We start from the raw sequence: 26,659 nt of genomic DNA on the forward strand, positions 1-26,659 counted from the left end.
GGTATTTCTATCGACGGCCACGTGGAAGGCTGGTTCTCAGACGACACACCAAAACGTTTTGAAGCCTACGGCTGGCAGGTCATCCCAGCGGTTGACGGTCACGATGCGGAAGCGATTAACGCAGCAATTGAAGCGGCGAAAGCCGACACGTCTCGCCCAACCCTGATTTGTACCAAAACCATCATCGGTTTTGGCTCGCCAAACAAAGCCGGCTCACACGATTGTCACGGTGCGCCACTGGGCAACGATGAAATCAAAGCTGCCCGTGAATTTTTAGGTTGGCAATACGCACCATTTGAAATCCCAGCGGACATCTACGCCGAGTGGGATGCCAAAGCCGCAGGCGCCAGCAAAGAAGCGGCTTGGGATGCGAAATTCGCCGCTTACGCCAAAGCTTACCCAAGCGAAGCGGCAGAATACCAACGCCGTATCACCGGTGAGCTGCCAGCCAATTGGGAGGCTGCGACTAGCGAGATTATCGCTAACCTGCAAGCCAACCCTGCCAACATTGCATCGCGTAAAGCTTCACAAAATGCACTAGAAGCGTTCGGCAAACTGCTGCCAGAATTTATGGGCGGCTCGGCTGACCTTGCACCATCTAACCTCACCATGTGGTCTGGCTCTAAGTCACTAACCCGCGAAGATTTCTCAGGCAACTACATCCACTATGGTGTGCGTGAGTTTGGTATGACCGCAATCATCAACGGTATCGCGCTGCACGGTGGCTTTGTGCCTTACGGTGCGACCTTCCTGATGTTTATGGAATACGCGCGTAACGCGATGCGCATGGCCGCACTGATGAAAGTGCAAAACATCCAAGTCTACACCCATGACTCGATTGGTCTCGGTGAAGATGGCCCAACTCACCAGCCGGTAGAGCAAATCGCTTCTCTGCGTCTGACGCCAAACATGAGTACATGGCGTCCTTGTGACCAAGTCGAATCGGCTGTAGCGTGGAAACTGGCGATTGAGCGTAAAGATGCACCATCGGCGCTGATTTTCTCGCGTCAAAACCTGGCGCAGCAACCACGTAGCGCTGAGCAAGTGGCGAACATCGCCAAAGGCGGTTACATCCTCAAAGATTGCGCAGGCCAGCCTGAGCTGATTTTGATTGCGACCGGCTCTGAAGTGGAACTCGCAGTTGCGGCTTACGAGCAACTGAGCGCAGAAGGCAAAGCGGTTCGCGTAGTATCCATGCCATCAACCGATGCGTTTGATAAACAAGATGCAGCCTACCGTGAAGCCGTACTGCCCGCGGCCGTGACTCAGCGTATTGCGATTGAAGCCGGGATTGCCGACTTCTGGTACAAGTATGTCGGCTTAAATGGCCGCATCATCGGTATGACCAGCTTTGGTGAATCAGCCCCCGCCGATCAACTGTTCAAACTGTTTGGCTTCACCACTGAAAACGTGGTGCAGCAAGCGAAAGAACTACTGGCGTAATTAAAAACGATTCTTTTCTTTGTTTAACAAAGAAAAATCGATGATAAAAAAATCCCGCTGCGGCGGGATTTTTGTTTTAGAGGATAGCTAATTACTCTTTTGAAAAAAACTGTGTATTGATAGCCATGCATAAGTTGCCATTTGATATATAAGCTGAATCACGATTGGACAATTCTTTGATAGCGGTTTTGCTAATTCAGCATTTCACAGATAACTACATGGATTGGGAAATCAATTATTTTAGTGTCCCGTATTGATGGTATAGTTTTCTTCCATTATCGTATTTAATAAAAAGGCTAATACAGGTATTTAGGAGCTTTGGGGGAAGACCTGTATTAGCACGTATTTAGAGTCTTAATTTCTATAAAATACCTGCTTGGTGGATGGTATTTACATTAATTACACCTAAAAAAACGCCACTTTCCCGCTGAATGACAGGTAAAGCAGTTATTGATTTTTCATTCATGTATTTCAGAATGTTACTGCATAGTTGATCTGAATATGAGCACTTGAAACTTGTCGTCATTACATTACCAATCGGTAACATCAAGTCATAGCGACGATGAATAGCTCTACGTAGATCACCATCAGTAAAAACACCGGAAACTTTGTTGTCCGACAATATCGCAATCAATCCAAATCCAGTGTTACACATTAGCTCAACCGCATCTGCTATTTTTGTATCGGCGTTACAAAATGCTTGTTGATGTTTATCGCTGAGTAATTGATCTAACGTAAGTAATAATTTATTACCTAAGGCCCCAGCAGGATGAGATAGGGCAAAATCATGCTTGCTAAACCCTTTCATTGTCATGATTGTAAGAGCCAGAGTATCTCCTAAGATCAAAGTATTAACGGTACTTGCACTTGGTGCTAACCCTAGTGGACATGCTTCTTTATCAACCGCAGTCGATAAACTATATGCACATTGCTTGGCGAGGAAGCTATCAAGATTTTGAGTTATAGCTATGGTTTCTACCATTTTTCTTGTTAGTAAAGGAGCCATTACTTTGAATTCTGGTGCTTCGCCAGAATTTGAAATAAAAATAATAATATCGTCAGATTCAACCATTCCTAAATCACCATGTAAGGCTTCAGCTAAATGAACAAAAAACGATGGAGTTCCAGTTGATGCAAAGGTGGCCGCAATTTTTTTTCCTATATGTCCTGATTTTCCGATCCCAGAAACAATGATTTTACCTTTACATTCACATATAGCACGGCAGACATCAGTGAAGTTACTATCAATCACATCAACAATCTTATTCGCCTGTGCCAACTCCTCTTTCACAATTCTGAGCGCTGTAGAGCGCATCATTTCTATTGCATGAGCAACTTTCATTTCGCAGCATTTTTTCGTCATAAGGTTTCACTTGCCAATCAATCACTTTCACTCCAACACTCTAGCGGGTTATTTTTAGTAATTCAATTATCTGTTTTTTATTTCACTTGAAGAAAATAACCACCAGAAAACTATAATGCATTGATTTTAATTGCAATGTTAATGGCTTTTTTTGCCACCATTAACTTTCATAATTTTCATTTAACTTTTACTTGATTTTCATTTCGTGAGTTAGATCGCTTTTAGTATGAAAGCCAGCATGCATAATGCCGCTACCAAATAACAAAAAAGGTGAAACAAAATGGATACCATAATTTTAGGAGCAGAATGGTTTATCGGACTATTCCAAAAAGGCGGAGAAACTTTGCTTGGCATGATGACAGGCATTCTTCCACTACTCATTTCTTTACTTTGTGCAATGAATGCATTGATTTCATTTATTGGCGAACACCGAGTTGAAAGACTAGCGAGCAGATGTGCAAGCAATCCAGTGTCTCGCTATTTGATTCTTCCCGTTATCGGTACATTCATTTTTTGTAACCCGATGACTCTTTCATTGGGAAAATTTTTGCCAGAACGTTACAAACCAAGCTACTACGCAGCAGGCTCATACTCTTGTCACTCAATGAACGGTTTATTCCCACACGTAAACCCAGGCGAACTATTTGTCTATCTAGGTATTGCAAGTGGTATCACGACGTTAGGTTTGCCTCTGGCACCACTGGCTGTCGCGTATTTATTTGTAGGTATGATTTCGAACTTCTTTAGAGGTTGGGTGACTGACTTTACCACCATGATGGTCGAAAAACAGCAAGGGATTCAATTAGATCGCAAAGTTCATTTCGGTTAATGAGGAAGAGAACATGACTACAACATTAAAAATCAGAGCTGGTAAAGGTGGTTGGGGTAAAGAGCTGATCGTCAACTTCCCCAAAAATAAGAAAATCATGTACATGGTAGGAGGAACCAGACCAGCACTCGTTGACCGTTTAGTTGAATTGACAGGCTTAGAAGCGGTTGATGGATTCGCTGACGGTTGTGATTATGCAGATATGGCTGTAGCCGTAATCGACTGTGGTGGCTCAATGCGCTGTGGTCTGTACCCTAAAAACAATGTTCCGACCCTGAATGTTATGCCTACAGGTAAATCTGGCGTAATGGCGAAATACATAAATGAAAGTAACTATGTTTCTAGTGTTAACGTTGATTGCGTGAGCGTGGTTGATGCCTCTGAAGCTGCAACGAGGACTTCAACTGTTGCAGCTACCGAGATTTCTATTGACTCAAGCAGCGCGACTGTGATGACTAGGGATATTGATATCACTAAAAAACTCACCGAACAATCTGATGGCCTTTTAGCTCGCATCGGTATGGCTATGGGTAATGTTATGGCAGTGTTTTTTCAAGCAGGTCGTGACACGATTGATACAGTGATGTCCACAATCATTCCATTCATGGCATTCGTTTCGATGCTCATCGGTGTGATATTGGCTAGTGGTATTGGAGACACAATAGCTCACGTGTTAGTGCCTCTTGCAACTAATCCTGTTGGTCTAATCATCTTAGCTCTAATTTGTTCATTCCCGTTCTTGTCACCATTCTTGGGCCCTGGTGCTGTTATTGCTCAAGTAATTGGTGTGTTAATCGGTACTCAGATCGGTTTGGGTAACATTCCACCACAATTAGCCCTACCTGCTCTATTTGCGATCAATGCTCAAGCTGCTTGTGACTTTATTCCGGTAGGTCTAGGACTCGCTGAAGCGAAACCAGAAACAGTGCGTGTGGGCGTTCCATCTGTCCTTTATGGACGTTTCTTAACCGGTGCACCAACAGTGTTGTTGGCATGGTTTGCATCAATGTTCATTTACAACTAAGGGCCAGAAGATGAGCTTGTATAGTATTGAAATTATTAAAGTTGGTGAGTGTGCGTTAGAAGCACTTGAAGACGATATGTTGATTTTATTCAACCAGTCAGTGCCAGCCGATGCCGCGCAGTACTGTTTTGTGCACACTCATGATCAATTGAAAGGTGAAATTTCTGTTGGTGGTGAAGTGGTTATCGATGGCAATACTTATCCAATAACCGCTGTTGGTGGTGGTGTTAATCAAAATTTAGGCAATTTGGGACATATTACATTGCGTTTTGATTCATCAAACGAAGCCGACTTCGTTGGTAGCCTTCATTTAGCCGGTACACAACCCTATTCATTGAGAGTTGGTTCAATTATTAGCTTTATTTGAGGTGCTAGCACCTTCACATTTTAGGAGATTCGTTATGAAAACAGCAGTCGTTATTGGTGGCGGTCAAACTCTGGGTAAGTATCTTTGTAAAGGCCTTGCAGAGGCAGGATACAAAGTGGGTGTTGCTGACTTAAATGTTCAAAATGCAACAAAAGTAGCTGATGAAATCTGCACATTACAAGGAGAAAACATCTCTGCCGGTGTTGGAGTAGATGCCACTAATGAGCAAAGTGTTGCCGATGCATTTAAAATCATCAAAGATCAGCTAGGTAGTATTGATATTTTGGTTTATAGCGCTGGTGTAGCAAAAGCCACTAAAATTACCGATTTTACACTACAAGATTTTAATTTTAACGTGAATGTTAACTTAAACGGGTACTTCCTATGTGCTCGTGAAGCTGCTCGACACATGGTTCAACAAGGTAATGGTGGGCGCATTATTCAGATCAACAGCAAATCAGGAAAAGTGGGCAGTAAACATAACGCTGGTTATAGTTCAGCGAAATTTGGCGGGGTAGGTTTAACCCAGTCGATTGCACTTGACTTAGCCGATGACAAAATTACCGTAAATAGTTTAATGCTAGGGAATCTTCTAGAATCTCCAATGTTCCAAAGCTTAATTCCGCAATATGCTAAAAAATTAGGACTAAAAGAACATGAAGTCATGCAACATTACATTGACAAAGTACCTCTAAAAGCAGGCTGTGGCTATGACGACGTATTGAATGTTCTCAAATTCTATATCAGTGATGGTGCTAAATACTGTACAGGCCAATCGATCAACATTACTGGCGGCCAAGTGATGTTTTAATTGCGAATTTAGCTAACTGCACAAGTATTATAGGGGCTGCAAAGCCCCTATAAATTATTTCGTAGTCAGGGGGATTTTATGGGTATAATTTTTGCTATTATAATATTTTTTATTATGACCTGGTGGACAAGATTGTTTTTGAACTATATGAAGTTCACACCAAAAATCAAAGAAAAAAATGAAAATCAGTAAAAGTACACCATCACTATGAAAATTGTGGCACTCACAAACTATCACGATTTATTTCTTATCTTCCATTAGCTAATGCACTTTGGCTATCACTTTGAGGTAATCTATGGATTCTATTTCTTTGTTCATCAGCATAGCAATTGTTGCTTGGGTTACGCAAATAGCAATGAGTTTTTTCCAAATACGCGCCTTTAATAAAATGATTCAATCGATGGCTAGAAAAGGTAAAGTAAAGATCGGTCGAACTAAAAATCGGTTGAAGGCAAGAACAATTGTCGTTTTAGTTGAAGCAGAAAACGGCACCATTATTGATGCTAAGGTACTTCATGGAATCACTGTTTTTGCACGGCCTAAAACACTAACCGAAGTGATTGGTTACACATATCCGCTTAGTAAACAGACTATGGATGGGCTTAATAACGGAATTAAGGAAGCACTTAACGTTGCCTTTCAAACTGAATGACATAACTTTCAAATTATATTCAACATGATACTAATCTGGTGTAGAATAACCTCAAATGTATCGGTAGATTTTATGATGAGTATTGATAGCAGACAAAGTCAGTTGGTTTCTTACCTTCGAAAGAATGGCAAAACAGCAGTAAACGATCTTGCCTCTATTTTCCAGACATCTGGAGCCACGATTAGAAGTGATCTAAGAGCGTTAGAAGAAAAAGGCATTGTGGCAAGACGCTACGGAAGTGCAGAAGCCGTTTCCAGCAGTGGTGCTACCATCAGCACTTCTGAAGAAATTGCTATGGATGAAAAGAAAACGTTAAATCTAGATAAAAAAATCCGAATTGCAGACAAAGCGGCTCAGTTAGTTCGAGATGGAGACTCCATAATCCTAGATTGTGGTAGTACTACACTACAAATGGTCCCGAAGCTTGATAAAATCATGTCATTGACTTTAATGACAAATAGTCTAGATATTGTTCATGCCATGAACGAACTAAACTCAGAACATACGGTGATTATGCCTGGAGGGACTTACAGAAAACGTTCAGCTTCGTTTCATGGAAGTTTAGCGGAAAGAGCCTTTAGTCATTTTACATTTGATAAACTTTTTATTGGGGCTGACGGTTTTGATTTAACTCAAGGTTCCACGACTTACAACGAAGCTTATCAAGTTAGCCAAGCGATGTGTAAATCTGCCAAACAAATTATTGTTGTACTAGACTCCTCAAAGTTTGGTCGAAGAAGCCCAAATGTTGTTGTTCCCCTAGATCTGGTTGATATTGTCGTCACTGACACAGATCTATCCGCAGAACATTTAGACGGATTGAAAAGCAAAGGAATTACGGTTTATCAAGTATAGGATTTTTTAATTTGAAAATTTTCTTTGATGATTGAAATCACATTTCAACACACTGATTGTGTTTAGCCTGTCGTTATGTATCAAAATAGCCCAACTGTTATATTTATATTCAGGTGGGCGTTATGGAGTATTTTACTTTAAGTGCTGAGTGGTTTTTAGGACTGTTTGAAAAAGGTGGTGAAGTCCTTGTAAGTATGGTTACGGAAGTTCTCCCAGTGTTGATATGTCTGCTGATTGCCATGAATTCATTAATCTGCTTTATTGGCCAGCATCGAATTGAAAAACTGGCGGCAAAATGTGCTACTAATCCTATCTCTAGATACTTAATTCTTCCTGTAATTGGCACATTTGTCTTCTGCAACCCAATGAATCTAAGCCTCGGCAAGTTTCTCCCAGAACGTTATAAACCATCTTATTATGCTTCAGCTTCTTATAGTTGCCATTCTATGAACGGTATATTTCCTCATGTTAACCCAGGTGAGTTGTTTATCTATCTCGGTATAGCAAGTGGCTTGACTCAAATGGGTTTATCTTTAGCTCCTTTGGCAATAGGCTATCTATTAGTCGGGCTAGTTTCAAATTTTTTCAGAGGTTGGATAACTGATTTTACTACGGTAATGGTGTCTAAACAGCAAGGAAAAATATTGTCTGACCAAGTTAGTTTTTCATTAGATGGTAGAAAGTGATGAAACGTACGTTAACCGTAGTTGTGGGTAATCAGGGATGGGGTGGCCCCCTTTATATACCAATAATCTCAGGAAAAAAAATACTGTATGTCACTGGAGGGATAAAGCCTAAGGTTGTCGACTACATTAGCCAACTGACAGGTCTTGAACCTGTAGATGGTTTTAAAAACATAATTGCAGATGAAGATATTGCCTTAGTCGTTATTGATTGTGGTGGCACTCTGCGTTGTGGTTTATACCCCAAAAAAAATTTGTATACCCTAAATATTCACGCGACCGGAAAATCAGGCCCCCTTGCCCAATTCATTCATGAGGGGATCTATGCTTCTTCCGTAGATGAATCTTGCATCAGCATCGTGGAACATGAAAACGTAAGTGAACCAAAAAATCGAAAAATCAACGAAAACCATCCGCTAACTTACGAAACAGATAAAAAATTAAGCGAACAAAGTGCTAGCATCATTGCTAAAGTTGGCATGTCGATGGGCAATATCATGTCTACGTTTTACCAAGCGGGCCGGGATACCATAGACACTGTGCTAAAAACTATTTTGCCATTTATGGCATTTGTTTCGATGTTGATTGGCGTAATTTTGGCGTCAGGCCTTGGTGATTTAGTCGCCAAATTGCTTACTCCTCTCTCGTCAAACCCTATAGGCTTGATCGTTTTAGCTCTGATTTGTTCATTTCCGTTATTTTCTCCGTTTTTAGGCCCAGGAGCCGTGATCGCTCAAGTCATTGGTGTTCTGATTGGAGTACAGATAGGTATAGGAACCATACCTCCTCACTTGGCTCTCCCAGCGCTGTTTGCTATCAATTCACAAGCCGCTTGCGACTTTATTCCTGTAGGTTTAGGGCTAGCCGATGCTAAGCAGGAAACCGTAGAAGTCGGTGTACCTTCTGTGTTGTATTCCCGATTTATAACAGGTGCTCCAACAGTATTATTCGCATGGTTTGTATCCATGTTTATATATCAGTAGGTCCGACGATGACTTTGCAGTTCAAAGCAAAAATCACTGAGATAGGTATGCTCGCGACTGAAGCGTTAGAAGAAAACATGATCATTTTGTTTAATCAAACTGCACCTGAAGAAGTAAAAGACTACTGTTTTATTCATGATCAAGGTTTATATTCTGGTATGATCACAAATCAAAGCACATTACTTATTGCAGAGAAAGACTTCATCGTCACAGCAGTAGGGAGTGCAGCAAATCAAAACTTAACCAATTTAGGTCATATAACGATAAAGTTTGATGGGCAAATGGAGCCAGAGCAACCAGGGACTATTCACGTGATAGGACATCGCCCAAATTCAATACATGAGGGGGATGAAATTGTATTTGGTTGATATGAATCAGACGTAACATCGAAGCGTCTATGAGCAATTCTAAACTAGCAGCAAATCCCCATCATCTCCCCCTCAACTCCTCCAACTGCTTTTTCAGCATCGCGGGCAGTGAATAGAGCAACAATAAGCGCAGGGCGTGGTTGATCATTACAAATGCGGGTTCCATGCCGAGCAGTAAGGCGACGGCGGTCATGGCTTCAACACTGCCGGGGATCCAAGCAAGCAGCAGTACCACCCATGATTTATCGAGCAGAATCGAAAAAATGCCAGATACGCTAACCGCCACCAACAGGCCGATCATCGTGACCATCACCCCAGCGCGAGCATATGCCATGGCTTCGCGCCATGTACTATCGGCAATTCGTGAGCCAATCAAAATACCCAGTAAGGCGGTAGCGAACAGCACCATCCATTTCGGCAGTTGCATTTCCATAGTGATGGATAAGCTATTAAAGCTGGCGGTGACCAGTAGCGCCGCCAACATGTAGGGGGCGGGAATGCCGAGTAAGGTAGAGGCTTTACCGAGTAGCAAACTGAACAGCGCCAGAGCCAAGAAAATCAGCCAAGCGTAAAGCGTCACGTTGTTGGTAATAGCGGCGCTATCCGGCACATGGTTGGAGATCAGTAGTGCGAGCAAAGTGAGGATCATCAGCCGGATTGAATGAGCATAAACCACTTTGGTGGACGGTTTTTGGTTTGATTCGCTGATAACTAAAATCGCCGCCATAGCACCCGGCACTGCGCCGAGTAGCGATTCAAACGGCGTCCAACCTTCTTTTTTGGTGAGCCACAAATAGCTCATGCTGATTTGCAGGGTTAAACAACATAACAGGCCAATCAGCAGCGGCAGAGTTAAACTCGCACCCAGCTCAGTCAAACTGATGGTTGTACCGACGCTGATGCCAAGCACAATTTGCACCACCAATAATAACCAGCGTGGCGTTTGCATGCTCAGCCAGCGCTTTTTATGCAGCACAATCACTATAGCGGCGGCAATAAACATTTCCGATAACGGGATCGCAAGCAGGCTCCCCAGCCCAGAGGCAAGAGCGGCAATCAACAGAATTTGGATAACGAGAGTAAAACAAGCTCTTTCGAACATCTTGCTTTCCTTTCAGGTAGATAGCGTAACATCACAGATCCGAATCTTACGCTTTGCAGTCGCAATCAACAACACTGTACTGGCTTATTGGCAGCCGTGTTGTCGCGCGGCCATTGCCTGATAAACATTGTCAGACAACCATTTTACAAACAACAACGCCACTCGCGGTGAAACGAGTGGCGTCGAGTTTTATTGGCAAAACGATGGGATAATCGTTAGAACCAAGTTTCCATTTGCAGTGCAAAGATAGCTTCGCCGCCAGATCCCATGGTTTGGCCACTGCTTGAGTCGATCGCGTAGTTATCTAACTTATCGCTCCAATCCACATAACTGACCGCAAAGCGCAGCTCTGGTCGATCAAAAAATCCTGCCGATGTCGCCAGTTTAAATGTTGGCGCAAAGGTCGCTTTATAAAAACTGCCTTTGGCTTGCGTTTGGCTATTATCCAGATCCATATATTGGTAGGAAGCCTCATAAACTAATTCAAAGTTTTCGGTCATCTCTTGGGCTAAACGCACATTCAGCGATGCCCAGAAAAACTCATCATTTTTCTTCAAGCGATCTTGGCTGTATTCGGCCATTAGTGCTGGGGCTACGCGCCAGCCCTCGGCCAAATACGTCACCCCAGAAGCAAAAGCTCGGGTCGCAAACGCATCGTTGTACAATTCGCCATTAGAGCCAATGCCTTTCAGCTCGGCCCCTAAACCTTCACCAACTAATAAACCATATTGAGATGAGCCTTCATTGAGGCCAAAGAAACTCTGCGCATGGTAAGCCAACAAAGCATGTACGCCACTATCAGCCGTTTTGCTCACGCTATCGCTACGTTTCGCGTTATCGGCGGCATGCATGCCACTGAGCATCAATTGCCAAGGGCCAAAACGGTTATTCATGGTCACGATATAGTTTTCAATTTCAGTGTCTGAGCTATCAATTTGCCCAAAATCGCGCCCATAAATCGAGAAATTGGCCTGCCATTGATCGGCTAATTTAACATCATAAATCCCGGCCCCAGTTCCAGAAAGAAACACGATGTCGGAATCGAAGAAATGAATGTCAAAATTATCACGATCGAAACGTTTACCCGCCCACAGCGTACTCTCCGCAAAAGCGCCGCTGAATGAAGGTAAGTTGGCTAATTCCGCATACATTTGACGCACATTGAGCTTGCTCTCATCGGCAGTCCATTCATTACTGGTTTCGGTACTGTCGGCCAACATGATTTTAAATAGCGCGCTAGAGCCATTTTGCATCTGACGTTTATGGATCAAGTTGGCTTCTAAGTAATTATCATCCTCTAGCCCCAATCGACCAACCGGTGCGCCTAACGCTCCTGCCTCGGTCATATAAGGCCCGGTTCCAACCGCACCATTGAGATCACTGTTGGTCAGCAAACCTGCTCGTGCATAACCATGAAATTCAAAAGATGAATCGGCGGCCGATGCAGTTGGACGCTCAGCCGCCGCTTGCTCAAGTTGCTGGATCCGCGCTTCTAAAGCAGCGAGATCTGTATTGGCATACGCAGCGTGTGAGACTAAAAATAGATTGGCCAACGTGATTGCGATTAAGTGTTTTTTCATTTTGTATCTCCATGACTTATTGAATTATCACCAGAACCTGCAAACGTTCCCAATAATATGACCAATATGTGCGAAGAAACCTCGAAAGAGGCGCAATGCTAAAATCTTTGACTGCTAAGCAAAAAATAATTCGGCGATTGTCTTCACTGGCAAAGACCGATTACTTTGGCTTAATCTCTCAGCTCACTCACTATACACAAGCAAACGGGAACGATCCCGAAAATAATGGAGAATTCATAACTTCATCACGTTATTTGTTGATGCTGTAAATTTGAACTCTCCAACCACTCGCTCCAACCACCACTGATGCTTTCTCGCGTTATGCTAAGAAAAGCTTTAGCGCAGCTTGAGTTGGCAAGGCCGTCATCGCACCTTTTTGAGTGGTTGCCAATGCGCCGCAGCCATTGGCCGCTGTCACCGCCTCTACAATCAGCGCCGGATGCTGCCAATCTTTGGCCACTGACAAGTGATAAAGCAGCCCGCCGACAAAAGCATCACCAGCTCCGGTCGTATCTAGCGGCTTAACCACTTTACCGGCCACCATCTGCTGCCCGTCCGGGGTGACCACTAATGCGCCTTGCGCGCCAAGCGTCACCACCACTAATGGGATCTGGTACTGCTCAAGTGCCTTTAATCCCTCTTCAATCGAATCGGTTTCGGTTAAATATTGCAGCTCATCGGCTGAAAATTTGACCACATCCGCCAAACGCACCGCCTCCATCACTACCGCTCTTAGCTCGCTTGGCTGCGCCCACACTTCTTCACGTAAATTAGGATCAAAACTGATGTAACCCCCAGCTTGTTTCATTTGTTGAATGGCACTCAAGGTGCTGCTGCGACTGGGTTGATTGGCCAACGCGATCGAACAGACATGTAACCATTGGCCGGATTCAAAGCGCGGAATATCACTCGGCTGAAGAAACTGATCGGCACTCGGCTTAACCATAAAGGTAAAGCTGCGCTCGCCATGCTCATCCAGATCCACCAGCACGGTCGAAGTGCGTCGCTCAGGATCAAAAGCTAAGTACTGACAATCGACCTGCTGTTCGATCAAGGTCTGCTGCATAAAACGACCAAAGGGATCGTTCCCGACACGACCAAAAAAAGCACACTCACCACCCAGCCGTGCAATCGCGACCGCAACATTAGCCGGTGCACCACCGGGACATTTTAAATAATGCTGATCTCCATCGGGGATCAAATCCACCACTGCATCACCGGTTAACCATACTTTAGACATCAAACTACTCCTGAAATGATTGTTGGATTGAAGTCTAACTAAAGCGTTTCAGCGGCAACACTAGCGACACTAAAAACGATCCAGAAATTGATGAAATTTGTGAGCTCAGATAAAGATTGGCAATTTGTCGCGCATTTCCACTTTACTTTATTGGGAACGATACCTATCGAATGTTCACCCTTTCGATGACTCCTTTGCTGATCGACTCATCAAGCATCGACTCTTGATTCATTTCTGATCAAGATCAAATTTCATAGTAGAAATATTGCGCACTCGTGTGCTTTAATGTTTTCATACGAACATTAAAGAGCAAAAAACGAAAATAAATAATGCGGAGATAACCATGAATAGTCGCTCAACACGTTTCACCTCCAATGAAGTGCTCGACCTGATTATTGTCGGTGGTGGCATCAATGGTGCTGGTATCGCCGCCGATGCCAGCGGACGCGGACTCAAAGTCGGTTTATATGAAGCAAAAGATTTTGCCAGCGCCACCTCTTCGGCGAGCTCGAAGTTGGTGCATGGCGGTCTACGCTATTTAGAACATTATGAATTTCGCTTAGTCAGTGAAGCACTGGCCGAACGCGAAGTGCTACTCAATAAAGCCCCACACATTGTCACGCCAATGCGTTTTCGTCTGCCGCACCGACCTTTCTTGCGCCCAGCTTGGATGATCCGTGCCGGGTTATTTCTTTATGATCACTTAAGCAAACGAACTTCACTGCCCGCCAGCCATAAAGTGGCGCTTAAAGCGGGAACCATCACCAAACCGGAAATGGCGGTGGGTTTTGAATATTCCGATTGTTGGGTCGATGATGCGCGCTTGGTACTGCTCAATGCACTGCAAGCCCATGAACAAGGCGGTGAAGTGCTCAATTACTGCACGGTAGAAAAAGCCCAACGCGTGGGTAAGTTATGGCACGTGACGCTGTTTGATGAGCAAACCAAGCAACGCTTTGAGCGCCGTAGCCATGCATTAGTCAATGCAACCGGTCCTTGGGTCAAACAATTTTTACATCACCATGCCCAGCTCAATTCGCCTTATGGCATTCGCTTAATTCAAGGCTCACATATTATCGTGCCGCGCATTCACGCTGAGCCGCAAGCCTATATTTTGCAAAATGAGGATAAGCGAATTGTGTTCGTGATCCCTTATCTTGAACAATATTCGATGATCGGCACCACCGATGTGGAATACCACGGAGATCCGCGACAAGTCGCCATCACCGATGCTGAACGTGATTATTTGATTGCGATTGTGAATAAGCATTTTATCCATCAAATCACACGCTCTGATATTATTGCGGAGTTTAGCGGAGTGCGGCCACTGTGTGATGATGAATCCAATTCCCCACAGGCGATAACCAGAGACTACACGTTGGCGCTGGATCACCCAGACGATCAAGCACCATTGCTGTCCATTTTTGGTGGCAAGCTGACCACTTATCGTAAACTTGCTGAAGCAGCAATGGCCCAACTTGCCCCTTTCCTGCCACAGATGGGTGCGCCATGGACCGCTAATGCCTCATTGCCCGGCGGTGAAGGTTTTGATCATCTCACGTTAAAAAATCAGCTACTCACTGAGTTTCCATTTATTGCCGAACCTTTAATCGCACGCTGGCTACGCAGTTATGGCAGCCGTACCCGGCAACTGTTAATGGGCGTCACCGCGATCGATGATCTCGGGATGGCTTTTAGTGATGAGCTGTATCAAAAAGAAATCGACTATTTGTGTGAGCAAGAGTTTGCTCGGCAGGCGAGCGATATTTTCTGGCGCAGAAGCAAACTTGGCTTGAATCATGATCATGCGTTAATGATCAAAGTGGAAAGCTATTTGCAGCAAAGAGAGCTCAATCAGCGGATTGCCCAACAAGCGGTTTAAATAGCCATAGCCTTGAATAGCTATACTCTTGAAGTGCTTACTCTTGAAGAAAGTAATGGTGTGAATTTTATTGATCAAGACACTCAAAAGATGGGGTAACCATGTTAACCCCCACTTTTTCAGATCATTTTGAATGGTTTGAGTGTCTGTTTTAGTACTGCAATACTCAACTTATTGTCCAGCTAAGATAAAACGCACTTCAACTCGGCGGTTACAGGCACGACCAGTCTGCGTGTTATTGCTACACGCAGGCACATGCTCGCCAAAGCCGCGGGTATAAATGGTATTTTGCGCCACCTGACGCTGGATCAGCGCATTTTTCACCGCATTGGCTCTTCTTTGTGACAGGGTATCGTTAAATCGCTCTGTGCCGGTGCTATCAGCGTGGCCTTCTAACACCACTTCAATTCCATTTTGAGTGGATAAAAAGCGCGCGACGCGATCTAACCATTGTAGAGATTGACTGGAAAGCTGAGCCGATCCAGTGGCAAACTTGACGGTTTGTTTTAACTTTATCGTGGGGTGAGCGCCGGCAATAAATTCATGCTCAATACCGCTCGTGAGCAAATATTGCTGGATCAGCATATAGCGATTCGGTTGTGGTTGCGGTATGTTGTGCGGCAGTGCGACCACACTCTTCTTGGTGGCATAGCCCCACTCTGGATGACGCACATCCGCATCACTTTGCGGCGCAACATCCAACAAATTGTTACTGAGCATACGATCGGTTGCCAGTGAACCACATCCCGCCAAGCATAATGTCATGCAGCAAATCCAGAATTTCATATCCCATACTCAGTTGTTGATCTCTTATATAGTATCGGCGCATTTGGTAAAACTTTATTGCTGATCAATAACAATTTACCCAGCGCTAGCTTGCCATCACATAATCCATGGTTAGAATGTGGCTGGTTGTTCATTTCCGTATGGACAGCGACTCACGGAATCCGGTCTGTGATTTCAAGCGGATCAACTCTCTTGATTACTTGAGCGCAAGCGCTTCAAGTCGCAAGGCAATATTGCTGTTAAAGGACGTTAAACGTTTTATGTCGAAAATTATTATTCCCTTAGTTGTTTTTCTACTCGCTGGCTTTATGATTTATCGCACTTGGACTAACCATAAAGCGGCCGATGCTAATTTTGCGGCTGGACAACATTTTCTGACCGAAAATGGCCAACGTGAAGATGTGATCACCACCGATAGTGGCTTGCAGTACCAGGTATTGCAAGCGGGCAACGGAACCGAGCATCCGGGGCCGAAAAATCGGGTAAAAGTGCATTACCACGGTGAATTAATCGATGGTACGGTGTTTGATAGTTCAGTAGCACGCGGAGAACCGATCAGCTTTGGGTTGAACCAAGTGATCAAAGGTTGGCAAGAGGGTGTACAACTGATGGTGGTCGGCGAAAAAACACGCTTTTATGTGCCAAGCAATCTAGGCTATGGCAAAAGTGGCACTGGCCCTATCCCACCTTCTGCCGTATTAATTTTTGAGGTTGAACTGCTGGCGATTGAATAAATTCGCTGAGTTTGCCGCAAACAGATTGGATCTCGCGCTGAACCGAGCAATCCATTTAATACGCCATCCATAGAATAGAAAAAGCTGCCGCGGCAGCTTTTTTTGGCGCTAAATAATCCTCACCGCTGAAGCTGGCTGAGCCGCAGCAGGATAAAACGCCAATCCTTGCTCGCTGACCAATACACAATCCATCCCTCCAGCATGCGCCGCTTGCATACCTAGCTGAGTATCCTCAAACACCAGACACTGCTTAGGCTGTAATCCCATCTGCTCACAGGCACTCAAAAAGGTTTCGGGATGCGGTTTATGCTCAGTGACATCGCTCGCACTGACAATCACATCAAATTTATCCACGACTTGGGCACGAGTGAGTAAACCCAGCGCACTTGCTCGTTGACTGCCTGTGCCAATCGCCATCTTTTTCTGACCATGCCACTGACACAATAGCTGATAGGTAGCAGGGATCAGATCCGCTTGCAAACCCAACTTAGCAAACTGCGCCATCTTATAAGCCGCCACCTGCTCAGGATCCAGCGTCATATTTAATTTGTGATTGATCTGCTTAACAATTTTTGCACTAGGCATGCCTCCTAAGCCATAAAGCCACGCGGCATCAAAGGGAAAGTCAAACTGCTCAGCAGTGGCTTGCCAAGCGGCTATATGCGCCGGCATGGTATCAAGAAGAGTTCCATCCATATCAAAGATGAAGCCATGGTACTGATTAAAATTGATACTAATCACGTTATCTCCCACGCTTAATAAGGAATTTGTCATTAATAATTCATAGAAAACCGAATCGGATAAGCTTCTAAGCTATTGATCGTTTGCTTATTACCAGTACACTGCAGCGCAGTTTAGATTCAGACATTCATTTACGCTTGCAACAGTCTGTTAAGTAAAATAATAACTAGGTAATACCATGAATATTAAAAATAAGCTGTATAGTTTGGCCATCATAGCCATTTTAGGATCGATTGCGATTTTTTTTACTACCTCACAATTCGCCACCACCAACGATGAGCTTAATCGAGCCGTCAACCAAGTCGATAAACTCGAAGTCCGATTACTCAATTTAAGACGTAACGAAAAAGACTTTCTGCTGCGCAGTGATGCAAAATATCTCGAAACTTTCCAGAAAAATAGTGACCTTTTTCTCGCTCTACAAAGTGATCTCGATGCGGTCATGTTCAAGTATCAGCTTGGGGATTCTAACGCGCTACGCAGTGATTTACTCGAATACAAACGCAGTTTTGAACAATTGGTCAATGCTTATCAAACTCTAGGTTTAGATCAACAACGTGGTTTATGGCACAGCTACTATCAAGCGTTCAACCACACTCAACAGCAGCTATCAACCGATGCGCGCTTAGCCCTGCACGATTTTCATCAACAACTGCTGGACGGTACCATCACCAGCAACGCATTTAACCAATATCCTCAGCTCATCAATGCCGCACAAGCCGTCGTAGCCCAAAAAAAGGTGATTGGTTTAACCTACAATCAAGGTTTACTTGGCCAAGCACGAGCCAAGTCTCATGCGGTAGAAGAGCGCTTTAAAAACTTCTCAACCATGTTGAGCCAAGCGGTTGAGCAAAAACAGCACACCATGAAAACGGTTCAAATCACGGTCACGGTTGGCGTAGTGTTCGCCATTTTGTTGGTGATTTACCAAATTAGCCGCTCGATTAACTTACAGATCACCCAGCTACTCGCTGTGATCCAGCGCATTGCCCAAACCAATGATATTTCTCTGCGTGCCAAACTGACTGGTCAAGATGAATTAACTGCGGTCGCCCGTTACTTCAATGGACTACTGGATAAATTTGAGCAATTGATCAGCGGCTCACAAACTAAATCTCATCAGTTGTATACCAGCACTTCGAGCATGCATAACGAACTTGAGCAGGTAATTACACAGTTTAATGTCCAGTCGGAACATATTGCGTTAATGGCAACCTCGGTACAACAGATGGTCTCCACCATCAGTGAAATTTCGCAAAGCACCAATATTGCGGTCGATGGCGTCAACCAAGCCACTCACAATGCCGAACATGGGCGCAGCGTAGTCGTCACCACAGTGAAAAACATCGATCTACTCTCATCAACTCTGCAGAAAAGCCAAATCTCGATTGGTTCACTGAACACCTTAGTGGAAAAAATTGGAGGTGCGGTCAGCATTATTCAGGGCATTGCCGAGCAAACCAATTTGCTGGCGCTCAACGCTGCGATTGAAGCTGCGCGTGCCGGTGAACAAGGACGTGGATTCGCCGTGGTGGCTGATGAAGTACGTTCACTGGCCACTCGTACCCATCAATCCACCGAAGAGATCACCCGAGTGGTGTCGGATATTCAGTCTCAGATGAGCCAAGTGGTCGAAGAGATTGTACAGTGTAATCATCAAGGGCAAGAGACGCTCAGTGCATCACGTCAACTTGATGAAAGCTTGCAGCAAATTATTTTTGATATGAACACTATTCAAGATAACTCGCAGCGGATTGCAGCGGCAATTGAAGAGCAAGGTTGTGTGATGGATCACGTCAGTCAATCGATCACCGAACTGAATACCATTTCTGACAACAATATGCATTCGGCACAGCACTGCCTAGTTGAGGTGGACATGGTTTCTCGCCAAGCCCATGAAATGGATGAAACGGTTGCCGAGTTTCATACTAATCGAAATCAATAAGTAAAGGCACCAGCGTATCACTTAAGCCTGCGCGAAGGCTCTGCTTGAGCCTTCGTGAGTTAATCAAACCGCGGAATAATCGAGCCGTAATTCTTCTAGTTGAACATATCGCCTCTATTGCTATTACCCACAACGGAGCAAAGATGCGATCAGTTAGAATAATGCTCCAAATAGACAATCGTGGCGGCAGTGCGTGAAGGTACATCCAGCTTTTTCAGTAAACTTTTCATATGCACTTTCACGGTCGATTCTGAGATAAACAGACGCTCAGCGATCTCTCGATTACGAAATCCTTTCGCCACTTCCGACATGATCTGCATTTCGCGTTCCGTCAATGTGGCAAAAGGATTGCGTACCTCTCCACGATTCAGCAAATAGCGTGTCACCGCCTCACTGTAAGCTTTATCCCCTTGCAACGCTTGTTTAAGCAGGGCGATCAATTGATCCGGTTCAGTATCTTTGAGCAAATAACCGTCCGCCCCCGCCTTAACCAGCGCTTCAATATCCGCCGCACTATCGGAAACCGTTAAGATCACCACATAGGCATCACACTCATCCATACGCAGTGCGGTAAGCGTATCTAAACCGGACATGCCCTTCATATTCAAATCAAGCAAGATCAAATCCGGTCGCAAATCGTGTGCCAGCGCAATCGCTTCGGCGCCATTACTTGCTTCGGCCACGACGTCGAATTCCGCTTCAAAATTGAGTAATTGATGAATGCCGCGGCGCATCAATGGGTGATCATCCACCAAAAGAACCTTATAGCTCATTATTCTGTATCTCCTCGTTCAATGGTTATCACCCGATCTGATCCTGGTGTCTCAAGTGGCTTGGGCATAAGTCAGCCTCACCTTGCACCCTTTACCCGGTGCAGAGTCAACCTGTAACGTGCCACCTAAACGGGCTGCACGCTCTTGCATAATGCTCATCCCATAATGGTTAAGCTTGTGACCTTGTGGATCAAAACCGATCCCGTCATCTTCAATCGTGACCAGCACCTCCCCGGCTTGCTCTTGGCAATTAATCTTAATCGTGCTGGCCTTAGCATGTTTAATGGCGTTAATCGTGGCTTCACGGATCAACTGCACTAAATGCACTTGTTGATGGGCATCGAGATCCATCGATGACAAGGCATTATTCAGTTCAATATTAGCCTCGGTTTGTGCCGCAATCTGAGTCAACATACTCTGCAATGACTGCCCAAAACTGCCTTCACTTAAGGTGAGACGAAAAGTGGTCAGTAACTCGCGCAATTGGGTATAAGCATCCGATAAACCTTGGTCGATATCGCCAATGATGGTTTCCGCTTTGCTCAAATTGGCTTCGGCAGGCAGTGACATCACCGAACGCTTCAGCAAGGTGAGCTGAATTTTCAAATAAGATAGCGATTGCGCAAGTGAATCATGCAATTCGCGCGCGATAGTGGCGCGTTCTTCCATCAAAAGCAACTGTTCGGCTTGGCGCTGCGCTTGGTTGTAGTATATTGCGCGTGACAAAATCTGCGCGAAATTATCAATCAATGCACGATCGGGCCCCGGCGCACTGGCATCCCAATATAACAACCCCAGATGCTGTCCATCTAAAGTGAGTGGGGTTTGCAGCATCAATCCGCCACTTGGCTTGCCTTCCTCTAAAATCAAAGACTTACCAGCTTGGTCATCAATTTCTAAGCGTAGAGCACAGATCCCATCCACTGCTACCCAGTGACGCAAAATATTTTGGAAATTACTCGCGGTGATCCGTGAAGCGGTCAACTCTTGCGATGAGTGGTACAACACTTGTAAGGTTTGATTCGCGGCTTGTAGTTTATGGGTTTTTTCATTCACCGCATGTTCTAGTCCACGATACAAATTACCGAGATCACCAGCCATGCTGTTAAAAGTACGCGTGAGGATGCCCATTTCGGTGCTGCTGGTTTCGTCTAAGGCGACATCAAAGGTGCGATTTTTGATTTTTTCACTGGCGGCCACCAGCGCATTTAACGGTTTGACCACCTCTTCACGAATGTAATACACCACAAACAGCGAGACGGCGAAAATCCCACCAAGACCAAAACTGCCGACCGCAGCCAAGGCAATCAGCTTACGTTCAGAAAAGCGTTGCAGCTTAAGCACAAAGCTATCCACCAAACTGACAAAAGGGGCCACTTCATCAAAATATTGCACTTTATTTTCACTATTGAGCACTTTTTTGAGCTGATGCCAACGGTCGATCAATTGGTAATAATCACGCTGAATATCGCTCGGTACCGTCCAATGCAACAGTGCCAACATCGAAGGTGAATACAGTGAATGCTCAAACAGATAAATGTGTGCTTGGTAATCTTTCGATTGGGCTTGAATATCATACGCCAGTCGATAACTTTGCATGCGCATCGAGCCAGAAACGTTGACCGCTTCGGCATCATTCAGTGACGAAGCCAACGTGACAATCGCCACCCCTGTGGTCAAGGCGGATAAGAATAGGATCAGCAGCATAGCTTTCGCCATGGTACGCGTTAATGATTTGGGTACCGAACTCGACAACGCCATTTCTCTCTCATCACTCACTAAGCAGCCACCTCTTTGCGCCAACATTATCCGATTTGGGGCTACACTATCCGAAATGAGTAGGTAGATTTATTGATCCAAAACAACCGCCCCGCCTAATTACCTCCTAAGAGGTATTTATACAAATAGGTTAAAAACTACAATTTGTGTATGGAAATAGGGTTGGTTGTGAGCGCGCGGGGGGAAACAATGGTCGATTTAAGCAAACGACGCTGGTTTACCGCTGGCCAGCAAACGCCGCCAAGCCAAGTCAGATTGCCTTGGATAGCCAACCCATCAGCATTTATTGATGACTGTACTCGCTGTGGTAAATGCCTCCAAGCGTGTGAAACCCAGATCATCAAAACCGGCGATGGTGGCTTTCCCAGCATCGATTTTTCGCTAGATGAATGCACTTTCTGTTATCAATGTGCCCAAAGCTGTCCGGAACCGATTTTTCTGCCGCAAAGTGCCGCACCTTGGCAAGCCAGCGCTCAAATTGCCAGCCAGTGTCTGGCGCATAACCAAGTGGAGTGCCGTTCTTGTCAGGATGCTTGTCCTGCCGAGGCGATCCAGTTTGCTTTACAACTTGGACGCACAGCGACGCCACAGGTCAATCAACCAAACTGTTCCGGTTGTGGTGCTTGTGTTGCCGTTTGTCCAAGCAGCGCAATCGCCGTCTACTATACTGCCGTTGACTATACTAAGAATATCGCTTAAACCGCGAGGCAAAATTGGAGAGCAAGATGTCACAACCTTTAAATTCACTGCATGAAATCCACATTTCAAGCTTAGTGATCCACACTTTGCCAGAGCATCTCGCCACCGTAAAACAACAAATTAGCCAACTGGCTGATGTCGAAATTTACGGCGAGGACCCGCAAGGAAAACTCGTCGTGGTGGTGGAAACTGAACGCCAAGGCTTCATCACCGAAACCATTGAACACATCAATCATCTTCCTAATGTGCTGAACGCTTTTTTGGTATTTCACCAAGTAGAAAGCGCAGAAGAAGATGAACTATAACCCTGCCACTTGAAATACGCGCTCACCTACCCTAAGGGTGGGTGACAATCAAGTGGCAAGCAATAATTACACACTAGAAATGCCTTTTCTCAACTCGAGGTAATGTATGAAAATGACCAGACGTGCGTTTGTGAAAGCAAATGCAGCTGCCTCCGCCGCAGCGGTTGCAGGGATCACCCTCCCCGCTTCTGCCGCTAATTTGATCGCAAGTTCCGATCAAACTGCTATTCATTGGGACAAAGCGCCTTGTCGTTTTTGTGGTACTGGTTGCTCTGTACTCGTCGGAACCCAAAATGGTCGCGTTGTTGCCACCCAAGGTGACCCGGAAGCTCCGGTAAACAAAGGCCTGAACTGTATCAAAGGTTACTTCCTGTCTAAAATCATGTATGGCCAAGATCGTCTCAAGACGCCACTGCTGCGTATGAAAGATGGTCAATATCATAAAGACGGCGATTTTACCCCTGTCTCTTGGGACACCGCTTTTGATGTGATGGCAGAAAAATGGAAAGCGTCACTCAAAGCCAAAGGCCCATCCAGCATTGGGATGTTCGGCTCTGGTCAATGGACGGTGATGGAAGGCTACTCAGCAGTAAAACTGATGAAAGCCGGTTTCCGCAGCAATAACATTGACCCGAATGCGCGCCACTGTATGGCTTCTGCGGTAGTAGGCTTTATGCGTACCTTTGGTATTGATGAACCAATGGGCTGCTATGATGACTTTGAACACGCCGACGCTTTCGTGCTGTGGGGTTCAAACATGGCGGAAATGCACCCAGTGCTTTGGACGCGGATCACTGATCGTCGCTTGAGCCACCCGCACGTCAAAGTCAACGTATTGTCGACTTATTACCATCGCTCGTTTGAATTGGCGGATCACGGCTACATTTTCCACCCGCAATCGGATCTTGCGATCGCCAACTTCATCGCCAACTACATCATTCAAAACAATGCGGTGAACTGGGATTTTGTCAACAAACACACCCATTTCAAACAAGCGACCACCGATATCGGTTACGGTTTGCGTGATGAGCACCCACTGCAAAAACAAGCGAAGAATCCCAACGTCGACAGCGTTAGCGATATTTCATTTGAGCAGTACAAAAAATCGGTTGCCGCGTACACGGTTGAAAAAGCCGCTGAAATTTCAGGTGTTGCGCCAGATAAACTGATCGCATTGGCGAAACAGTATGCCGATCCAAATACCAAAGTGATGTCACTGTGGACTATGGGTATGAACCAACATACTCGTGGAGTTTGGATGCAAAGCTTGGTCTACAACCTACATTTGCTAACCGGTAAAATTGCTACTCCGGGTAACAGTCCATTTTCACTGACTGGTCAGCCATCGGCTTGTGGTACCGCTCGTGAAGTGGGGACTTTCTCACACCGTTTACCTGCGGATATGGTGGTGGCCAACCCGAAACACCGTGCGATTGCCGAAAAAATTTGGCAACTGCCAGAAGGCACTATTCCTGATAAACCGGGCTTCCACGCGGTACAACAAGATCGCATGCTCAAAGATGGGGTGCTGAACTGTTACTGGGTACAATGTAACAACAACATGCAAGCCGGTCCGAACATCAACGAAGAGCGTTTACCGGGTTATCGTAACCCTGAAAACTTCATCGTCGTCTCAGATCCTTACCCAACCGTCACTGCGCAAGCGGCGGACCTGATCCTGCCAACCGCGATGTGGGTAGAAAAAGAAGGGGTTTACGGTAACGCAGAGCGTCGTACCCAAGCTTGGTACCAACAAGTGAAAACCGTCGGCGAAGCACGTTCAGATTCATGGCAAGTGATTGAGTTTTCAAAACGCTTCAAAGTTGAAGAAGTGTGGCCAGAAGAGTTGCTGGCGAAAGCCCCACAATGGCGTGGCAAAACTCTGTTTGATGTCTTGTTCAAAAATGGTCAAGTGGATAAATTCCCACTCAGCGAAGCGCGTGAACTGAACGATGATGCCCATCACTTTGGCTTCTACATTCAAAAAGGCTTATTTGAAGAGTATGCCTCGTTCGGCCGCGGTCATGCCCATGATTTAGCCCCTTACGATGTTTACCACCAAGTTCGTGGTCTACGTTGGCCAGTGGTCGATGGTAAAGAGACCAAATGGCGCTTTAAAGAAGGTTTGGATCCTTACGCTAAAGCGGGTTCAGGCTGGGATTTCTACGGTAAGCCAGATGGTAAAGCGTGGATCATTTCATCCCCTTACGAAGCTCCACCAGAAGTACCAAACGCAGAATATGACCTGTGGCTGTGTACCGGACGGGTTCTGGAACACTGGCATACTGGCACCATGACTCGTCGTGTGCCTGAGCTGTACAAAGCCGTACCGGATGCATTGTGTTATATGCACCACGAAGATGCGCAAGCTCGTGGTTTACGCCGCGGTGATGAAGTGCTGATGTCTAACTCACGTGGTGAAGTGCGAGTTCGCGTTGAAACCCGTGGCCGTAACAAGCCGCCTAAAGGCTTAGTGTTCGTGCCTTTCTTTGATGCACGCATTTTGATCAACAAGTTGATCCTCGATGCGACCGATCCACTTTCGAAGCAAACTGACTTCAAAAAGTGCCCGGTGAAAATCACTAAAGTCGCGTAACCCTGATTGTACTGGGCTGCTCGTCAGCCCAGATAAAGAATTAAGCCGCAAGGCGGAGAATTTACGATGAAAAAACAACTCATTGCCTTACTTTCAGTGTTTACGGTACTGGCTGGTATCGCACATGCTGAGCTGAATAATCCAGGCGGGATTGGTGGTTTAGAATCACTGCGTGGCGCCAGCGAAATTGAAGATACGCGCGCCGCGGATCCCATGAAAAAATTTCCACGTGAACAAGCGTTGGAAAGTGATTTTGTCTATCAGCCACCGCTGATCCCACACAATATTCGTAATTACGAAGTCTCGTTAAACGCGAATAAGTGTCTGGCTTGCCACAGTTGGAAAAATGCCAAAGAGATGGGCGCGACCAAGATCAGCGTAACGCACTTTATCAATCGTGAAGATGCGGTACTTTCGGATGTCTCTCCACGTCGCTACTTCTGTTTGCAGTGCCACGTGCCTCAAGCCGATGCCAAGCCACTGGTTGAGAACGATTTCGAACGCGTTGATGCGCTTCGTTAACCCCAAAGAGGCCATTTATGAAATTTCTAAAAGCGTTTTGGCTTCGTTTATCTCGTCCAAGTAAAGCCGCCGTTGGCGTAGTATTACTGATGGGATTTATTGGTGGCCTACTGTTTTGGGGCGCATTCAACACTGGGATGGAAGCCACCAACAGCGAAGAGTTTTGCTCAGGTTGTCACGCTCCGATCGTAGCTGAAATTCAAGAGACGATTCACTATTCAAACCGTTCAGGCGTTCGAGCCATCTGCTCTGACTGCCATGTACCCCATGAGTGGGGCGATAAAATTGTGCGTAAAGTGCAAGCCTCCAAAGAATTGGTCGCCCACTTTATTGGTACCATTGATACTCAAGAGAAGTTCCAAGCACGCCGTGCTCACTTAGCAGAACGTGAATGGGCACGCTTGAAAAAGAATGACTCGTTGGAATGTCGTAACTGTCACCAGTTCAACTACATGGATTTTTCAGAGCAAAGTACGCGTGCTGCGCAACAGCACTCCACCGCACTCGCCTCTGGTGAAAAAACCTGTGTCGACTGCCATAAAGGTATCGCACATAACCTACCCGACATGCATGGTGTTGAAGGCTGGCAATAAGGAG

At 45.4% G+C, this 26,659-nt stretch carries 26 protein-coding genes; 18 read left to right on the forward strand and 8 right to left on the reverse strand.

Features of this window, described 5'->3' with window-relative positions; translation table 11 throughout:
- The coding region (locus PUN32_RS10430) for a transketolase family protein (RefSeq protein WP_274723046.1) at positions 1-1,443 on the forward strand (1,443 nt) is incomplete at its 5' end.
- 361 nt (positions 1,444-1,804) lie between these two features.
- On the opposite strand, the gene PUN32_RS10435 is transcribed toward PUN32_RS10430, so the two are convergent.
- The gene (locus PUN32_RS10435; protein WP_274723047.1) at positions 1,805-2,806 is read right to left on the reverse strand and encodes a KpsF/GutQ family sugar-phosphate isomerase; all 1,002 of its coding nucleotides are present in this window, start codon (positions 2,804-2,806) and stop codon (positions 1,805-1,807) included.
- 280 nt (positions 2,807-3,086) lie between these two features.
- Here PUN32_RS10435 and srlA (PUN32_RS10440) point away from each other — a divergent pair, with 280 nt between their 5' ends.
- The 9 genes from srlA (PUN32_RS10440) (at position 3,087) to PUN32_RS10480 (ending at position 9,378) form a co-directional block, all read left to right on the forward strand.
- On the forward strand, positions 3,087-3,635 hold the full coding sequence (gene srlA / locus PUN32_RS10440) for a PTS glucitol/sorbitol transporter subunit IIC (protein WP_274723048.1): 549 nt from the start codon (positions 3,087-3,089) through the stop codon (positions 3,633-3,635).
- A 13-nt stretch (positions 3,636-3,648) separates the two neighbouring features.
- On the forward strand, positions 3,649-4,659 hold the full coding sequence (srlE, locus tag PUN32_RS10445) for a PTS glucitol/sorbitol transporter subunit IIB (RefSeq protein ID WP_274723049.1): 1,011 nt from the start codon (positions 3,649-3,651) through the stop codon (positions 4,657-4,659).
- A gap of 10 nt (positions 4,660-4,669) precedes the next feature.
- On the forward strand, positions 4,670-5,026 hold the full coding sequence (locus PUN32_RS10450) for a PTS glucitol/sorbitol transporter subunit IIA (RefSeq protein ID WP_274723050.1): 357 nt from the start codon (positions 4,670-4,672) through the stop codon (positions 5,024-5,026).
- A 34-nt stretch (positions 5,027-5,060) separates the two neighbouring features.
- Positions 5,061-5,837 carry a sorbitol-6-phosphate dehydrogenase gene (gene srlD / locus PUN32_RS10455; protein ID WP_274723051.1) on the forward strand — a complete coding sequence of 259 codons (777 nt, stop codon included), beginning with the start codon at positions 5,061-5,063 and terminating at the stop codon, positions 5,835-5,837.
- Between the two features lie 295 nt (positions 5,838-6,132).
- Positions 6,133-6,489, forward strand: a complete 357-nt coding sequence (locus PUN32_RS10460) for a transcriptional regulator GutM (protein ID WP_274723052.1) — start codon at positions 6,133-6,135, stop codon at positions 6,487-6,489.
- A 72-nt stretch (positions 6,490-6,561) separates the two neighbouring features.
- Positions 6,562-7,344 (forward strand): glucitol operon DNA-binding transcriptional repressor SrlR, encoded by a 783-nt coding sequence (gene srlR / locus PUN32_RS10465; protein ID WP_274723053.1) that lies wholly within the window; start codon positions 6,562-6,564, stop codon positions 7,342-7,344.
- A gap of 122 nt (positions 7,345-7,466) precedes the next feature.
- Positions 7,467-8,030 carry a PTS glucitol/sorbitol transporter subunit IIC gene (gene srlA, locus PUN32_RS10470; protein ID WP_274723054.1) on the forward strand — a complete coding sequence of 188 codons (564 nt, stop codon included), beginning with the start codon at positions 7,467-7,469 and terminating at the stop codon, positions 8,028-8,030.
- The gene (gene srlE / locus PUN32_RS10475; RefSeq protein ID WP_274723055.1) at positions 8,030-9,010 is read left to right on the forward strand and encodes a PTS glucitol/sorbitol transporter subunit IIB; all 981 of its coding nucleotides are present in this window, start codon (positions 8,030-8,032) and stop codon (positions 9,008-9,010) included. The genes srlA (PUN32_RS10470) and srlE (PUN32_RS10475) overlap by 1 nt, the downstream gene beginning before the upstream one ends.
- An 8-nt stretch (positions 9,011-9,018) precedes the next feature.
- On the forward strand, positions 9,019-9,378 hold the full coding sequence (locus PUN32_RS10480) for a PTS glucitol/sorbitol transporter subunit IIA (RefSeq protein WP_274723056.1): 360 nt from the start codon (positions 9,019-9,021) through the stop codon (positions 9,376-9,378).
- Between the two features lie 61 nt (positions 9,379-9,439).
- Here PUN32_RS10480 and PUN32_RS10485 read toward each other — a convergent pair whose 3' ends face one another.
- The 3 genes from PUN32_RS10485 to PUN32_RS10495 form a co-directional block, all read right to left on the reverse strand.
- On the reverse strand, positions 9,440-10,480 hold the full coding sequence (locus tag PUN32_RS10485; RefSeq protein WP_274723057.1) for an AbrB family transcriptional regulator: 1,041 nt from the start codon (positions 10,478-10,480) through the stop codon (positions 9,440-9,442).
- A 215-nt stretch (positions 10,481-10,695) separates the two neighbouring features.
- Positions 10,696-12,060 carry a carbohydrate porin gene (locus PUN32_RS10490; protein WP_274723058.1) on the reverse strand — a complete coding sequence of 455 codons (1,365 nt, stop codon included), beginning with the start codon at positions 12,058-12,060 and terminating at the stop codon, positions 10,696-10,698.
- 319 nt (positions 12,061-12,379) lie between these two features.
- On the reverse strand, positions 12,380-13,300 hold the full coding sequence (locus tag PUN32_RS10495) for an aminoimidazole riboside kinase (protein WP_274723059.1): 921 nt from the start codon (positions 13,298-13,300) through the stop codon (positions 12,380-12,382).
- Positions 13,301-13,643: 343 nt separating this feature from the next.
- Between PUN32_RS10495 and glpD the strand changes: the two genes are divergently transcribed.
- Positions 13,644-15,182, forward strand: coding sequence for a glycerol-3-phosphate dehydrogenase (gene glpD / locus PUN32_RS10500; protein WP_274723060.1), 1,539 nt, complete (start codon positions 13,644-13,646; stop codon positions 15,180-15,182).
- Positions 15,183-15,353: 171 nt separating this feature from the next.
- On the opposite strand, the gene PUN32_RS10505 is transcribed toward glpD, so the two are convergent.
- A complete protein-coding gene (locus PUN32_RS10505; protein WP_274723061.1) occupies positions 15,354-15,968 on the reverse strand; it encodes an OmpA family protein in 615 nt (204 codons plus the stop codon).
- 260 nt (positions 15,969-16,228) lie between these two features.
- On the opposite strand from PUN32_RS10505, the gene PUN32_RS10510 reads away from it, so the two are divergent.
- Positions 16,229-16,702 carry an FKBP-type peptidyl-prolyl cis-trans isomerase gene (locus PUN32_RS10510; protein WP_274723062.1) on the forward strand — a complete coding sequence of 158 codons (474 nt, stop codon included), beginning with the start codon at positions 16,229-16,231 and terminating at the stop codon, positions 16,700-16,702.
- 108 nt (positions 16,703-16,810) lie between these two features.
- Here PUN32_RS10510 and PUN32_RS10515 read toward each other — a convergent pair whose 3' ends face one another.
- Complete coding sequence (locus PUN32_RS10515; protein WP_274723063.1) at positions 16,811-17,476, reverse strand: beta-phosphoglucomutase family hydrolase; 666 nt, start codon at positions 17,474-17,476, stop codon at positions 16,811-16,813.
- Between the two features lie 145 nt (positions 17,477-17,621).
- Here PUN32_RS10515 and PUN32_RS10520 point away from each other — a divergent pair, with 145 nt between their 5' ends.
- Entirely contained in the window at positions 17,622-19,388 is a 1,767-nt protein-coding gene (locus tag PUN32_RS10520) for a methyl-accepting chemotaxis protein (RefSeq protein WP_274723064.1), read from the forward strand.
- A gap of 149 nt (positions 19,389-19,537) precedes the next feature.
- On the opposite strand, the gene PUN32_RS10525 is transcribed toward PUN32_RS10520, so the two are convergent.
- Complete coding sequence (locus PUN32_RS10525) at positions 19,538-20,161, reverse strand: response regulator (RefSeq protein WP_274723065.1); 624 nt, start codon at positions 20,159-20,161, stop codon at positions 19,538-19,540.
- A 51-nt stretch (positions 20,162-20,212) separates the two neighbouring features.
- Positions 20,213-21,922, reverse strand: coding sequence for a nitrate/nitrite two-component system sensor histidine kinase NarQ (narQ, locus tag PUN32_RS10530; protein ID WP_274723066.1), 1,710 nt, complete (start codon positions 21,920-21,922; stop codon positions 20,213-20,215).
- A 207-nt stretch (positions 21,923-22,129) separates the two neighbouring features.
- Between narQ and napF the strand changes: the two genes are divergently transcribed.
- The 5 genes from napF to PUN32_RS10555 all read left to right on the forward strand — a co-directional run bounded on the left by napF (position 22,130) and on the right by PUN32_RS10555 (position 26,655).
- Complete coding sequence (napF, locus tag PUN32_RS10535; RefSeq protein WP_274723067.1) at positions 22,130-22,639, forward strand: ferredoxin-type protein NapF; 510 nt, start codon at positions 22,130-22,132, stop codon at positions 22,637-22,639.
- Positions 22,640-22,665: 26 nt separating this feature from the next.
- The gene (locus tag PUN32_RS10540) at positions 22,666-22,944 is read left to right on the forward strand and encodes a chaperone NapD (RefSeq protein ID WP_274723068.1); all 279 of its coding nucleotides are present in this window, start codon (positions 22,666-22,668) and stop codon (positions 22,942-22,944) included.
- Positions 22,945-23,050: 106 nt separating this feature from the next.
- Positions 23,051-25,540 (forward strand): periplasmic nitrate reductase subunit alpha, encoded by a 2,490-nt coding sequence (gene napA / locus PUN32_RS10545; RefSeq protein WP_274723069.1) that lies wholly within the window; start codon positions 23,051-23,053, stop codon positions 25,538-25,540.
- 66 nt (positions 25,541-25,606) lie between these two features.
- Entirely contained in the window at positions 25,607-26,062 is a 456-nt protein-coding gene (locus tag PUN32_RS10550; protein WP_274723070.1) for a nitrate reductase cytochrome c-type subunit, read from the forward strand.
- A gap of 17 nt (positions 26,063-26,079) precedes the next feature.
- Positions 26,080-26,655, forward strand: a complete 576-nt coding sequence (locus PUN32_RS10555) for a NapC/NirT family cytochrome c (RefSeq protein WP_166015385.1) — start codon at positions 26,080-26,082, stop codon at positions 26,653-26,655.
- Positions 26,656-26,659: the final 4 nt, after the last annotated feature.

The sequence above is a fragment of the Vibrio chanodichtyis genome (assembly GCF_028863985.1).
In the GTDB taxonomy this organism is placed as follows: domain Bacteria; phylum Pseudomonadota; class Gammaproteobacteria; order Enterobacterales; family Vibrionaceae; genus Vibrio; species Vibrio chanodichtyis.

Bases quoted from the DNA above. Each gene is read 5' to 3' on its own strand.
- PUN32_RS10435 (WP_274723047.1), bottom strand. From the start codon at position 2,806: ATGACGAAAAAATGCTGCGAAATGAAAGTTGCTCATGCAATAGAAATG.
- srlA (WP_274723048.1), top strand. From the start codon at position 3,087: ATGGATACCATAATTTTAGGAGCAGAATGGTTTATCGGACTATTCCAA.
- srlE (WP_274723049.1), top strand. From the start codon at position 3,649: ATGACTACAACATTAAAAATCAGAGCTGGTAAAGGTGGTTGGGGTAAA.
- PUN32_RS10450 (WP_274723050.1), top strand. From the start codon at position 4,670: ATGAGCTTGTATAGTATTGAAATTATTAAAGTTGGTGAGTGTGCGTTA.
- srlD (WP_274723051.1), top strand. From the start codon at position 5,061: ATGAAAACAGCAGTCGTTATTGGTGGCGGTCAAACTCTGGGTAAGTAT.
- PUN32_RS10460 (WP_274723052.1), top strand. From the start codon at position 6,133: ATGGATTCTATTTCTTTGTTCATCAGCATAGCAATTGTTGCTTGGGTT.
- srlR (WP_274723053.1), top strand. From the start codon at position 6,562: ATGATGAGTATTGATAGCAGACAAAGTCAGTTGGTTTCTTACCTTCGA.
- srlA (WP_274723054.1), top strand. From the start codon at position 7,467: ATGGAGTATTTTACTTTAAGTGCTGAGTGGTTTTTAGGACTGTTTGAA.
- srlE (WP_274723055.1), top strand. From the start codon at position 8,030: ATGAAACGTACGTTAACCGTAGTTGTGGGTAATCAGGGATGGGGTGGC.
- PUN32_RS10480 (WP_274723056.1), top strand. From the start codon at position 9,019: ATGACTTTGCAGTTCAAAGCAAAAATCACTGAGATAGGTATGCTCGCG.
- PUN32_RS10485 (WP_274723057.1), bottom strand. From the start codon at position 10,480: ATGTTCGAAAGAGCTTGTTTTACTCTCGTTATCCAAATTCTGTTGATT.
- PUN32_RS10490 (WP_274723058.1), bottom strand. From the start codon at position 12,060: ATGAAAAAACACTTAATCGCAATCACGTTGGCCAATCTATTTTTAGTC.
- PUN32_RS10495 (WP_274723059.1), bottom strand. From the start codon at position 13,300: ATGTCTAAAGTATGGTTAACCGGTGATGCAGTGGTGGATTTGATCCCC.
- glpD (WP_274723060.1), top strand. From the start codon at position 13,644: ATGAATAGTCGCTCAACACGTTTCACCTCCAATGAAGTGCTCGACCTG.
- PUN32_RS10505 (WP_274723061.1), bottom strand. From the start codon at position 15,968: ATGAAATTCTGGATTTGCTGCATGACATTATGCTTGGCGGGATGTGGT.
- PUN32_RS10510 (WP_274723062.1), top strand. From the start codon at position 16,229: ATGTCGAAAATTATTATTCCCTTAGTTGTTTTTCTACTCGCTGGCTTT.
- PUN32_RS10515 (WP_274723063.1), bottom strand. From the start codon at position 17,476: ATGACAAATTCCTTATTAAGCGTGGGAGATAACGTGATTAGTATCAAT.
- PUN32_RS10520 (WP_274723064.1), top strand. From the start codon at position 17,622: ATGAATATTAAAAATAAGCTGTATAGTTTGGCCATCATAGCCATTTTA.
- PUN32_RS10525 (WP_274723065.1), bottom strand. From the start codon at position 20,161: ATGAGCTATAAGGTTCTTTTGGTGGATGATCACCCATTGATGCGCCGC.
- narQ (WP_274723066.1), bottom strand. From the start codon at position 21,922: ATGGCGTTGTCGAGTTCGGTACCCAAATCATTAACGCGTACCATGGCG.
- napF (WP_274723067.1), top strand. From the start codon at position 22,130: ATGGTCGATTTAAGCAAACGACGCTGGTTTACCGCTGGCCAGCAAACG.
- PUN32_RS10540 (WP_274723068.1), top strand. From the start codon at position 22,666: ATGTCACAACCTTTAAATTCACTGCATGAAATCCACATTTCAAGCTTA.
- napA (WP_274723069.1), top strand. From the start codon at position 23,051: ATGAAAATGACCAGACGTGCGTTTGTGAAAGCAAATGCAGCTGCCTCC.
- PUN32_RS10550 (WP_274723070.1), top strand. From the start codon at position 25,607: ATGAAAAAACAACTCATTGCCTTACTTTCAGTGTTTACGGTACTGGCT.
- PUN32_RS10555 (WP_166015385.1), top strand. From the start codon at position 26,080: ATGAAATTTCTAAAAGCGTTTTGGCTTCGTTTATCTCGTCCAAGTAAA.